Below are 10,550 nucleotides of genomic sequence, written 5' to 3'. Positions count from 1 at the left end.
CGCGCCCCCCCCCGGCCGCCGCGGGGGCCCGCGGCGCGGGCGCCCCCGTCGGTGCGGGTGCCCCCCCCGGGCCGGGCGCCCGACGGCGGGCCCGCGTACAGCGCCCCCAGCACCGTCGGCCAGGCGCGGATCACCGACGCGCAGCGGGCCCGTGCGGAGGGGCGGTCGCCGATCATCGCCCCGGGGATGCAGCCCGCCGCGCTGACGGCCGGGCTCGGGATCCTGCTCGCCGCCGCCGCGTTCGGCGGGCGGTACGCGCTGGTCGTGCCGCTCCTGGTGCTCCAGGCGGTCACGGCGGCGGGCTGGTTCCGGCTGAACGGGATGTGGCCGGCCCGGCAGGGCATCGCGCTCGCCTTCCTCGGCGGTGTCGTCGCGGACATCGCCCTGCTCGTCGCGGGCGCGGACCACGGCCCCGCCGCGATCATCGGCACGCTCGGCGTCTGGGTGCTGCTCACGCTCGTACTCCAGCTGCGCAGCCACGCCCCGGCCGATGAGCGGATGGCCGGGCTGATGGCCACTATCGCCTCATCGGCGCTCACCATCGTCGCGACGGGCATCCTGGCCGCCTCGACGGACGCCGTGACGGTCGGCTGCACGGCCGTCGCGGTCGCCGCCGTCGTCCGAGCGCTCCCGCTGCCGGGCCCGGCCGGCGTGGTCGCGGCCCTGGTCGCCGCTGCGGCCGCCGGAGCCCTGGCGGGCGCCGTCACCGGGCTCGGGATGCCGGGCGCGCTGCTCGGGCTCGCCGCCGGCGGCTGCGCCCTGATCGGGCTGCGGGTCGCGAGCTACGACTACCCGTCCCGGTTCGTCCATATGACGGCCGGGGTGGCCCTGCCGCTCTCCGCCGCCGCACCGGCGATCTATCTGGTCGGCCGCCTCATCGGCTGATCAGGACATTAGGCTCTGATCCGTGCCACCGGCACGGATCTGGACCCGGGTACGAGCAGGGGGACGACCGGCATGCGAGCACTGCGGACACTGTTCATCCTCGTCGTGGTGGTGGGCGGGCTCTTCGTCCTCGCCGACCGGATCGCGGTGCATGTCGCGGAGAACAAGGCGGCCGACCGAATACGCAGCAGCGAGGGCCTGTCGGCCTCCCCCGACGTGGACATCAAGGGCTTCCCGTTCCTGACCCAGGTTCTCGACAAGAAGCTCGACCGGGTCGACGTCACCCTCAAGGGCGTCGAGGCGAACGCGTCGGGCCGCCATGTGCGGATCACCGAGGTGCGGGCCGAGCTGCGCGACACCAAGATCTCCAGCAGCTTCAGCAGCGCCGTCGCCGCGCGGGCTTCCGGCCGGGCCCACATCTCGTACGAGGACCTCACCAAGGCGTCCGACTCCGGTGTCCGAATCGCTTACGCGGGGAACGGCAAGGTCAAGGTCACCGGCTCGGTGTCCGTCCTGGGCCGCACGGTCAGCCGCAGCGTGACATCGACGGTGACCCTGCTGGGGGCGAACCGGATCAAGGTGCACGCGGACACGGTGCCCGGCGAGGGCATCCCAGGGCTTGAGGGGCTGGTCCGGCAGAAGACCGACTTCGAGAGCGCGGTCGGCGGGCTGCCCGACGGTCTGACCCTCAGCGAACTGCGGGCCACGCCGGACGGTGTCGACATCGGTGTCACGGGTACGAATGTCGCGCTGACCGGAGAGTAAGTCCGTCCGACCAGTGAGACGGGGGAGTCCGGTCCGTAGATGGTGGGCAGATAAGGGACCGTGGGAACTCCGGGCCGTGCACACCGCCTCAACACTTTGTCCCGCATCGCGGACGATCGCGTCTCATTGAGTGATACGACGGTGACATCTCCGCCCGTACTTCCCTACGATCGAGGGCATGAAGCAACAGGCGGATCTCACGAAGCGGCGGGCAGTCGACCTGTGCCGCGTCGCCGCCATGCTCTGTCGCGCCTTCTGAGCGGGAGCTCCGACTCCCGTATCCCCCCGGGTCCCCCGGCCGTCCGCCGGGGCCGCCCCCTCCCGCGGTGCCGGATGTGCTCTGTCCCCCGGCTCCCGTGGACCGTACGCCGATACGCGCGCACCATCCCGCCGCACTTCCCCAGGCTCCGCAGGAGCAGGGGATTCCCCATCCCCGGAGGAGATTCCGCATGAGCCGCAGCGACGTTCTCGTAGACGCCGACTGGGTCGAGGCCCACATCGACGACCCGCAGGTCGCCATCGTCGAGGTGGACGAGGACACCTCCGCGTACGAGAAGAACCACATCAGGAACGCGATCCGGATCGACTGGACCAAGGACCTCCAGGACCCGGTCCGCCGTGACTTCATCGACCAGGCCGGCTTCGAGAAGCTGCTGTCGGAGAAGGGCATCGGCAACGACACGACGGTCGTGCTCTACGGCGGCAACAACAACTGGTTCGCCTCGTACGCCTTCTGGTACTTCAAGCTCTACGGCCACAGCGACGTCCGGCTGCTCGACGGCGGCCGCAAGAAGTGGGAGCTCGACTCCCGCGACCTGGTCGAAGCCGTACCGTCCCGCCCGGCCACCACGTACAAGGCCAAGCCGCAGGACGAGTCGATCCGCGCCTACCGCGACGACGTGGTGGCCGCGATCAACAGCAAGAACCTGGTCGACGTCCGGTCGCCCGACGAGTTCAGCGGCAAGCTGCTCGCCCCCGCGCACCTCCCGCAGGAGCAGTCGCAGCGCCCCGGCCATGTGCCGAGCGCCCGCAACATCCCGTGGTCGAAGAACGCCAACGACGACGGCACCTTCAAGTCGGACGACGAGCTCAAGGCCCTCTACGAGGACGAGCAGGTCGACCTGGCCAAGGACACCATCGCCTACTGCCGCATCGGTGAGCGCTCCGCGCTGACCTGGTTCGTCCTGCACGAGCTGCTCGGCCAGGAGAACGTCAAGAACTACGACGGCTCGTGGACCGAGTACGGCTCGCTGGTGGGCGTGCCGATCGAGCTCGGCGCCAACAAGTAGGACCCGACCTTCACCCCCTCTCAGCCCCTTCAGGAGAACAGCATGTGCGGAGCGAAGGCCGGTGGCCCGGACGCCTCGACGATCAAGCCCGGTGAGACCACGATCCAGGGCAGCGTGACCCGTGACGGCGAGCCCGTCACCGGTTATGTGCGCCTGCTGGACTCGACCGGCGAGTTCACCGCCGAGGTCCCGACCTCGGCCACCGGACAGTTCCGCTTCTACGCGGCCGAGGGCACGTGGACGCTGCGCGCCCTCGTCCCGGGTGGCACGGCCGACCGCACGGTCGTCGCGCAGACCGGCGGCCTCGCGGAGATCGCGATCGCTGTCTGAACCGGGCAGTGAACCGGCGGTAGCCGGATTCGGCGGGAGGGCCGCACCCCAGGGGGTTGGACGCCACTGGAATGGGGTGCGGCCCTCCGCGCTGTCCGGCACCTGCTCAGGCCGAGAGGCCCCGGAAATCGCCGAGCGCCGTCCGGGGGCGGGGAGTTACCGATCGGTCTTACGCTGGAGACATGTACTCGCGACGTCGGCGCGGCTATTTCCTGTTGATGGGCGGCTGTCTGCTGCTCTTCGTCTCCGCCTGGGCCTTCGTACGTCTCTGGTCGGTGCCCGCCGCCATCGCCATGTGTTTCGTGGCGATGGTCATCCCGCCGGTCGCGGCGATCGTCGGCAACCGGCGCGGCCCCGAGGACCGCTGGTGGGACGAGCCGCCACCGGACCGCGAATCCGGAGACGGCAGGCGTGACGACAAGCGCAAGGACCTGCCGCCTTCTGGGGACCGCACGTCCGACGAGTGGTGGGACGAGCTGGACGGGAAGAAGCGGCGACGGTAGACCGCCGCCCACAGGCCCGGACGGCCGTGGCGAGCATCATCAGTAGACGAGCGCCTGGACCCCGTCGTCCATCGCTTCCTGGACGAAGAGCTGGGCGCCCGCGATCCGTACGCCTTCCAGGACGTCCTGCTCCGTGATGTCACGGCGGGCCGCGCACTGGGTGCAGACGGTGATCCGGCCGCCCGCCCGGATCGAGTCGATCAGATCCGGCAGCGGCGCCGCGTGCGGCAGCTCGAACTCGGCGGCCCGGCCCGGCAGGGCGAACCACGACGACTCACCGGTCAGCCAGAGCGAGACCTCCACCCCGCTGGCCACCGCGACCGCGGCCACGGTGAACGCCTGGGAACACCGCTCGGGAGCGTCGGATCCCGCGGTCACCTTGATCACTAGCTTCTTCTGCGCCATGTCCGAACTGTAATCGGCTGCCGTACAACCCCGGCCGGGCCCGGCGAGTCAGGTGGATGCGCGGATAGGGAATCCGCGCCTCTGGTCTCGTGGGGGGACCCCTTTGGAAGCGCTGGACAACAATCCTGAGCAGCACGAACAGCGAAGACAGGAGCAGCGGGAACAGCAACGGCAACAGCCGGAACAGACACAGCCGGAACAGACACAGCCGGAACAGCAGCAGGAACAGCCACAGCAGCAGGAAGAGCCGCAGGAGCCCGGGAGGCCGCCGCGTCGCCGGGGCCGGACCACGCTCATCGTGGCCTCCGCCGCCCTGCTCGGCATCGTCGGCGGCGGCGCCATCGGTTACACGATCCAGGCCGACCGGCCCCCGACCCCGCTGCCCGCCCTGTCGCAGCACGCGCCGGCGTACCCCGCGAAGCCGCTCCCCGAGGGCAAGGGGCGCCCGCCGCTGACCACCGCGGAGGACCGCGGGCTCGCCACCGACGGCGACCTCCGGAAGCAGCTCGTGCCCAGGCCGCGGGGGGCGCGCACTGCGGACCGGCAGCTGTACGCACGGGGCGGGCTGCCCGTCGACGGCTGGATCACGCCGAGCGCCTTCGCCTCGATCAGGACGGACGTCGCCAGCGGGTTCACCGAGCTGACCGAGAAGAACGTCCGCCGGATCGCCGCCGACGACTGGGTGCAGGGCCAGGACCGGGAGGGTGTCGTCCGGCTGGTGCAGTACCGGGCCGGTTCAGGCACGGCAGCCCGGGAGATGGCCGACGGGCAGTTGCGGTACCTCCCCGAGGGGGGTGACGAAGGAGAGCGTGGCGGCTCCGTCGAGGGCAGTGGCAACGCCAGGTACGTCGTCCGCTCGCCCGCCAGCGTGGCCGTGGACGGGCACGGCTACTGGGCCACGGCACTGGGCTGGCGCGGCGATGTGGTGTTCATCATCGACCTGTTCGACACCCGGCCCATCAGCGAGAAGGACATCCGGACGTTGGCCGAGCGGCAGTTGGAGCGCCTGTGAACGACGACGTGAACAGCGAACCGGCCGGGCCCGGTGCGGTGCGCCCCTCGCGGCGGGCCTCGCGTGCGGTCAGGGTCGCGGCAGCGATCCTCCCGGCAGTGCTGGTCCTCGGCGCCGCCGGGGGAGGCATCGCGTACATCGCCGCCACCGCCGGGCACGCTGCCACAAAGGCCCCGACCCCACTCTGGGGCAAGGGCGTGCAGCCGGAGCGCGACGACCCGGTGGCCCACCCGGGCGAAGGCCGCCAGGACACCGTGCTCAGCAAGATGCTGCTGCCCGCCAACGGCCGCTACCGGCTCGGCCCCGACATCGGCGAGTACGACCACGACGCCGAGCTGACCGCCAAGCAGGCCGAGGCCGTGGTCAAGGGGGCCGGCAAGGGCCTGTCCGGCTCATGGCGCACGGAGTGGAACCGGAAGGTGGAGGGGTGGGGTGTGCGGGGCATGGGCATGCGGACGTACGCCTCCGACGACGACAGCCTGGTCGCCGAGGTGCAGCTGGCGCGGATCAGGGACAAGAAAGAGGTACGGAGCCAGTTCACGACCCGGATGAAGCTCTTCAAGGCGGCCGGGGCCGTCCCAGGGCCGAAGATCGACGGTCACCGCTCGGACAGCGGCTGCTTCCTGCCGCCCAAGGGACTGAGATCCGGCCTCCGCACCCTGGACTGCTTCGGCTACCGGGGCGACGTGCTGGTCACGTTCAATGCCACCTTCACCGAGGCGTCCTACCAGAACGAGGCCGTGGCGCTCGTGGGGCGTCAGCTCGACTACCTCACGACCCCGGGAGAGTCCGTATGACCGCGCACCTGACAACGGTCCCGCCCGGCGAACCGCACCCGGTGGACCAGCCGCAGGACCAGCTTCCGCCCCGGGACCGGAGCCCACTGCGGGAGCGCCCGGTGGTGCGCGCGGTGGCGCGCTGGACGCTGGCCGCCGTGGTCTGCGCGGGACTCGGAGCGGCGACCGCGTGCGGGCTCACGGCTCTGCACCGTACCGACGTCCCCGGTCTGGCGACCGCGGACGACGGCCGCTGGGACTTCGCCGCGCTCAAGCTGCCCGCGCTGCCCTCCGGGGCGCCGCGGCCGTTCACCATGGGCAACGACGGCCAGGTCCACCACGCGGACGCCCGGGATCTGCTGCTGCCCGCCCCGGCGAGCGCGAAGGGCGACCCGAAGCTGTCCGGGGGCTGGGTGCCGGACAGCCGTTATGTGTCCGAGTACGACGAGGACGGCCGGGCCGACATCGCCATGGGCCTGCGCGACTACGTCGTACGCCACATCGCGGCGCGCGGGTGGACGATGCCGGACGGGACGTCGGCCCGGATCTATCTGCTGACCTTCCAGTCGAACGCCTTCGCCCAGGCGTTCAAGGACAACGTCATCAACGCCGGGATCGATGCCGGACAGCCACCGGCGGACGCGCCCCTGATGGAGCTCGACGAGAGCTGGGACCGCAGGGGAGCCCCGAAGGAGGTGTCGGATTCCGTCTTCGCCGAGAAGGAGCCGTACGGCGCGACCCAGGCCCGGCTGGCTTATGTGGTGGCGGGGGACACCCTCGCGGTGATCACCGAGAGGCGGAAGGGCGGGGCGCCCGCCGTGCCCTTCCACCAGACGGTCGTCCTGCAGAGCCAGCTGCTCGGCTGACGGCCGCCGACCGTGCGCGGGCTGCCGCCGCGCACCTCGCAGAGAGGGCCGGGCCCCCACCCATTAGGCTGGGACCCGGCCCTTCATGCTTTTCGTTCACGCGGCCGCCGTTGTCCGTGCAGTCGCTCATACAGGGAGCACCTCGTGCTTGAAGCCTTCTACATCGCTCTGCTGGTTCTGGTCTGCGTCGGCGTCATCGCCTTCACCGGCCTCTCCGTGAAGAAGCTCTACCAGGGCCAGCGCTGACCGCCCGGTAGCCGGCAGCCGCCACCGAACCCCTCTCACAGATCGTCTGAGCCCTCATGATCGAGATTCCGTCGGACCTCCATCCGAGCCTCGTCCCGCTGGTCTTCCTCCTCGGCAACTGGACGGGGGCCGGTGTCGCGGACTTCCCCGGTGAGGAGAAGTGCAACTTCGGCCAGGAAGTCACCTTCAGCCACGACGGCCGCGACTTCCTGGAGTACACCTCGCACACCTGGGTGCTGGACTCCGAGGGCGAGAAGGTCAGGCCGCTGGAGAGCGAGTCCGGGTACTGGCGCATCGACGAGCACCGCAAGGTCGAGGTCGTGATGGTCCGGGACCAGGGCGTCGTCGAGGTCTGGTACGGCGAGCTCGCCGACCAGAAGCCGCAGATCGACCTGGTGACGGACGCGGTCGCACGGACCGCGGCCTCCGGCCCGTACAGCGGCGGCAAGCGGCTCTACGGCTATGTGAACAGCGATCTGATGTGGGTGGGCGAGAAGGCCACCCCCGAGGTCGAGCTGCGGCCCTATATGTCCGCGCATCTGAAGAAGTTCGTCGACCCCAGCGAGTGGGCGAAGGACCTGAAGGACCTGCCCGACGACGGTGTCGCCTTCTTCAAGTAGGACGCTTCCGCTGAGCGGCTCCCGCTGAGCCGCTCAGCCTCTGCCCGGGTCGCTTCCGCCGGGTCGCTCCTACACTGGACGCGTGGTGACCACTGACTGGCAGAGCGACCTCCGCAGCCGCGGATACCGGCTGACCCCGCAGCGACAGCTTGTGCTGGAGGCCGTGGACACGCTGGAGCACGCGACGCCCGACGACATCCTCACCGAGGTGCGGAAGACGGCGGGCGGCGTGAACATCTCCACGGTCTACCGGACCCTGGAGCTGCTTGAGGAGCTGGGCCTGGTGAGCCACGCCCATCTGGGGCACGGCGCTCCCACGTACCATCTCGCCGACCGGCACCACCACATCCATCTGGTCTGCCGGGACTGTACGGACGTCATCGAGGCCGATGTCAGCGTCGCCGCGGGTTTCACCGGGCAGCTGCGGGAGACGTTCGGCTTCGAGACGGACATGAAGCACTTCGCCATCTTCGGCCGGTGCGCGAAGTGCACGGACAAGGCCGGCCAGGACGCGGCCCCCGGCGGCGCTTCGTAATCTCCCGGGGGCGGGGGCGGGGGCGGGGGCGGGGGCGCGTACCAGGCGGAACCGGTGTCCCCCGGCGGCGGTTCGTGGCCTTCCGGCGGCCGGTCGTAGGCTTGTGGACATGAAGAGCCCGCTGTTGTCACTGCCCGGTGCCGTCCCCGCCGAAGGCCGGGACGAAGGTGTCGCCGCCCACTACGGGGACCTGTTCCGCGAACAGCGTGCGCTGTCCGACGGCCGCGGCCTCGTGGACCTCTCCCACCGCGGCGTCGTCACCGTCACCGGCCCCGACCGGCTGAGCTGGCTGCATCTGCTGCTCACCCAGCACGTCAGCGAGCTGCCGCAGGGCGTGGCCACCGAGGCGCTGATCCTCTCCGCCCACGGCCACATCGAGCACGCCCTCTATCTCGTGGACGACGGCGAGACGGTGTGGGCCCATGTCGAGCCGGGCACGCAGCAGGAGCTGATCGCGTACCTGGAGAGCATGAAGTTCTACTACCGGGCCGAGATCGCCGACCGCACCGCGGACACCGCGGTCGTCCATCTGCCGGCCGGTTCGATCGCCGGGGTGCCGGAGGGCGTGGTCGTACGGGAGACGGCGTACGGCCGTGATCTCTTCCTGCCCCGGGAGCAGTTGGAGACGTACGCGGCCGAGCACGGCCCGGCCGCCGGGCTCCTCGCGTACGAGGCGCTGCGGATCGAGGCGCACCGGCCGCGGCTCGGCCTGGAGACCGACCACCGGACCATCCCGCACGAGCTGGGGTGGATCGGCACCGCGGTCCATCTGGAGAAGGGCTGCTACCGGGGGCAGGAGACGGTCGCCCGTGTCCACAACCTGGGGAAGCCGCCGCGGCGGCTGGTCTTTCTGCATCTGGACGGCAGCGAGGTGCTGCTCCCGGCCCCCGGTACGCCGGTCCGGCGGGCGTCGGACGGGGCGGAGGGCCGCCAGCTGGGCTTCGTCACCTCATCGGCCCGCCACCATGAACTGGGCCCGATCGCCCTGGCGTTGGTGAAGCGCAATGTGCCGGTGGACGCGGAGCTGCTGGCGGGGGACACCGCGGCCGCCCAGGAAGTCGTGGTGGAGCCTTAGGGGCTGGGGCCTTCCGGCCGTGTCCTTGCATGGTGCGGTCGTGAGGTCGGGAAGTGACGTGAACCTGGTGGGTCAGCGGGGCCATTCCCATGACATCCCGTACACACCGGGCCGGCACTTGTGGAGCAGCATGTGCGCGGAGTGCGACCCGTCCAGGGCGATCCGGCGCTCATAGCGGGCGGGGGCGTCGACCCGTTCCCGGAAAAAGCGGTGGCAGCCGGCCGGTAGCGCGGCGGGGTGGAAGCAGATGTGCAGCAGATATTCGTGCGAGGTGGTACGTATGCGACGCTCGTGCAGCAGCGATTCCGCTGGTTCGGGGCCGTGCCGCAGGGTGTAGACGATCAGTGCGGTCTCGTCGCGGGCCAGCGCCCTTCCGAAGTCCAACTCGGCTACGACGGTACTCAGTTCCGGCAGTCGGCGTACTTTGCCCAGCCTGCCGTTGTGTGCGGTGACGGTCGCTGATCCGGCGGATACCTCATCGTGCACGACCGTGATCCGGCGCGCCCCGTCCCGCGTCGCCCGCAGCACCTGTCGCACGGTGATGGCCCGGCAGCGGCGGTGCGCGTCGATCCGGACCGTCTCATGGATCGTCAGCGCGATGAGATCGTTGTTGAACCGGGAGAAATCCGGGCCCAGGGCCTGCTCGACGTGGGACCGCTCTCCGAACACCCGGCGTGAAACGTCCACCCCGGGGGCCGCTCCGGTGGTACGGCCGCGGGGACGGCTCGGTCCGATCAGGGATTTGAGGGCGCCCGTCGGAAGTTCCAGGATGGTCTCAAGGGCGTCCACGGCACGCAGGGAGTGTGCGTGTTCCGGCTGGCTGCGCCCGCGCTGCCAGTAGCTCAGGGTCGCGAGGCTGACGTTGATGCCCTGGCCGGTCAGCCGCCCGCGCACCCGGTCGAGGGAGAGGCCGCGCCGCTGGACGGCTTCCCGGAAGACGGCGGCGAAGGACCCTGCCGCGTCCGGAGCGGTGGCATCTCCGGAGGATGCGGTGGCATCTCCGGACGATGCGGAGATGCCACCGGCGGGTTCGGCCCGGTGCGGTTCTCTCATGACACCCCCGCATCGTCGGCGCACGTCCTGTGGGCCGGGATAGTACGCCTGGACGGGGGGGGGCCCCCCCCGGGGGCCCCGGGTCGCCCCCCCCCTCCTGGGGGGGTCACCCCTACGGGGCGGGGGCGGGGCCGCGGCCCGCCCCCCCCCCCCACGCCGATGAGGCCACCGCACGCTGGAGGGCCATGCG

General features: G+C 71.0%; 13 protein-coding genes and 1 pseudogene. 12 read left to right on the top strand and 2 right to left on the bottom strand.

Translation table 11 applies throughout. From position 1 onward, the window contains the following. The 6 genes and pseudogenes from ACFXBC_RS10410 to ACFXBC_RS10385 form a co-directional block, all read left to right on the top strand. Positions 1-885 (top strand): annotated as a pseudogene (locus tag ACFXBC_RS10410) (hypothetical protein); the annotation flags it as partial. Between the two features lie 72 nt (positions 886-957). After that, positions 958-1,650, top strand: a complete 693-nt coding sequence (locus ACFXBC_RS10405; protein ID WP_385021311.1) for a DUF2993 domain-containing protein — start codon at positions 958-960, stop codon at positions 1,648-1,650. A gap of 178 nt (positions 1,651-1,828) precedes the next feature. Then, complete coding sequence (locus ACFXBC_RS10400; RefSeq protein ID WP_356828304.1) at positions 1,829-1,909, top strand: Ms5788A family Cys-rich leader peptide; 81 nt, start codon at positions 1,829-1,831, stop codon at positions 1,907-1,909. Positions 1,910-2,099: 190 nt separating this feature from the next. Next, positions 2,100-2,939 carry a sulfurtransferase gene (locus ACFXBC_RS10395; protein WP_385021308.1) on the top strand — a complete coding sequence of 280 codons (840 nt, stop codon included), beginning with the start codon at positions 2,100-2,102 and terminating at the stop codon, positions 2,937-2,939. Between the two features lie 42 nt (positions 2,940-2,981). Continuing rightward, entirely contained in the window at positions 2,982-3,269 is a 288-nt protein-coding gene (locus ACFXBC_RS10390; RefSeq protein WP_164259678.1) for a DUF1416 domain-containing protein, read from the top strand. 182 nt (positions 3,270-3,451) lie between these two features. Next, entirely contained in the window at positions 3,452-3,772 is a 321-nt protein-coding gene (locus ACFXBC_RS10385) for a DUF3099 domain-containing protein (RefSeq protein WP_385021304.1), read from the top strand. Positions 3,773-3,811: 39 nt separating this feature from the next. On the opposite strand, the gene ACFXBC_RS10380 is transcribed toward ACFXBC_RS10385, so the two are convergent. Next, a complete protein-coding gene (locus ACFXBC_RS10380) occupies positions 3,812-4,177 on the bottom strand; it encodes a DsrE family protein (RefSeq protein ID WP_385021301.1) in 366 nt (121 codons plus the stop codon). Positions 4,178-4,280: 103 nt separating this feature from the next. Here ACFXBC_RS10380 and ACFXBC_RS10375 point away from each other — a divergent pair, with 103 nt between their 5' ends. The 6 genes from ACFXBC_RS10375 to ACFXBC_RS10350 all read left to right on the top strand — a co-directional run bounded on the left by ACFXBC_RS10375 (position 4,281) and on the right by ACFXBC_RS10350 (position 9,307). Then, the gene (locus ACFXBC_RS10375; protein ID WP_385021298.1) at positions 4,281-5,189 is read left to right on the top strand and encodes a hypothetical protein; all 909 of its coding nucleotides are present in this window, start codon (positions 4,281-4,283) and stop codon (positions 5,187-5,189) included. Then, positions 5,186-5,986 (top strand): hypothetical protein, encoded by an 801-nt coding sequence (locus ACFXBC_RS10370; RefSeq protein WP_385021296.1) that lies wholly within the window; start codon positions 5,186-5,188, stop codon positions 5,984-5,986. The genes ACFXBC_RS10375 and ACFXBC_RS10370 overlap by 4 nt, the downstream gene beginning before the upstream one ends. Beyond that, complete coding sequence (locus ACFXBC_RS10365) at positions 5,983-6,831, top strand: hypothetical protein (RefSeq protein ID WP_385021293.1); 849 nt, start codon at positions 5,983-5,985, stop codon at positions 6,829-6,831. The genes ACFXBC_RS10370 and ACFXBC_RS10365 overlap by 4 nt, the downstream gene beginning before the upstream one ends. A 302-nt stretch (positions 6,832-7,133) precedes the next feature. Beyond that, the gene (locus tag ACFXBC_RS10360; protein WP_385021290.1) at positions 7,134-7,697 is read left to right on the top strand and encodes an FABP family protein; all 564 of its coding nucleotides are present in this window, start codon (positions 7,134-7,136) and stop codon (positions 7,695-7,697) included. 82 nt (positions 7,698-7,779) lie between these two features. Further along, positions 7,780-8,232 (top strand): Fur family transcriptional regulator, encoded by a 453-nt coding sequence (locus tag ACFXBC_RS10355; RefSeq protein WP_385021287.1) that lies wholly within the window; start codon positions 7,780-7,782, stop codon positions 8,230-8,232. A 109-nt stretch (positions 8,233-8,341) separates the two neighbouring features. Next, complete coding sequence (locus ACFXBC_RS10350; RefSeq protein ID WP_385021283.1) at positions 8,342-9,307, top strand: YgfZ/GcvT domain-containing protein; 966 nt, start codon at positions 8,342-8,344, stop codon at positions 9,305-9,307. Between the two features lie 72 nt (positions 9,308-9,379). Here the strand turns inward: ACFXBC_RS10350 and ACFXBC_RS10345 are convergent, their stop codons facing one another. After that, positions 9,380-10,360 carry an XRE family transcriptional regulator gene (locus tag ACFXBC_RS10345; RefSeq protein ID WP_385021280.1) on the bottom strand — a complete coding sequence of 327 codons (981 nt, stop codon included), beginning with the start codon at positions 10,358-10,360 and terminating at the stop codon, positions 9,380-9,382. Positions 10,361-10,550 lie beyond the last annotated feature (190 nt).

The sequence above is a fragment of the Streptomyces sp. NPDC059398 genome, from assembly GCF_042751845.1.
GTDB lineage: Bacteria > Actinomycetota > Actinomycetes > Streptomycetales > Streptomycetaceae > Streptomyces.
The sequence above is the reverse complement of the archived record's forward strand: the minus strand, read 5'-3'. Positions and strand labels throughout refer to the sequence as shown.

Bases quoted from the DNA above. Each gene is read 5' to 3' on its own strand.
- ACFXBC_RS10360 (WP_385021290.1), top strand. From the start codon at position 7,134: ATGATCGAGATTCCGTCGGACCTCCATCCGAGCCTCGTCCCGCTGGTC.
- ACFXBC_RS10350 (WP_385021283.1), top strand. From the start codon at position 8,342: ATGAAGAGCCCGCTGTTGTCACTGCCCGGTGCCGTCCCCGCCGAAGGC.
- ACFXBC_RS10345 (WP_385021280.1), bottom strand. From the start codon at position 10,360: ATGAGAGAACCGCACCGGGCCGAACCCGCCGGTGGCATCTCCGCATCG.
- ACFXBC_RS10365 (WP_385021293.1), top strand. From the start codon at position 5,983: ATGACCGCGCACCTGACAACGGTCCCGCCCGGCGAACCGCACCCGGTG.
- ACFXBC_RS10380 (WP_385021301.1), bottom strand. From the start codon at position 4,177: ATGGCGCAGAAGAAGCTAGTGATCAAGGTGACCGCGGGATCCGACGCT.
- ACFXBC_RS10390 (WP_164259678.1), top strand. From the start codon at position 2,982: ATGTGCGGAGCGAAGGCCGGTGGCCCGGACGCCTCGACGATCAAGCCC.
- ACFXBC_RS10395 (WP_385021308.1), top strand. From the start codon at position 2,100: ATGAGCCGCAGCGACGTTCTCGTAGACGCCGACTGGGTCGAGGCCCAC.
- ACFXBC_RS10405 (WP_385021311.1), top strand. From the start codon at position 958: ATGCGAGCACTGCGGACACTGTTCATCCTCGTCGTGGTGGTGGGCGGG.
- ACFXBC_RS10385 (WP_385021304.1), top strand. From the start codon at position 3,452: ATGTACTCGCGACGTCGGCGCGGCTATTTCCTGTTGATGGGCGGCTGT.
- ACFXBC_RS10400 (WP_356828304.1), top strand. From the start codon at position 1,829: ATGAAGCAACAGGCGGATCTCACGAAGCGGCGGGCAGTCGACCTGTGC.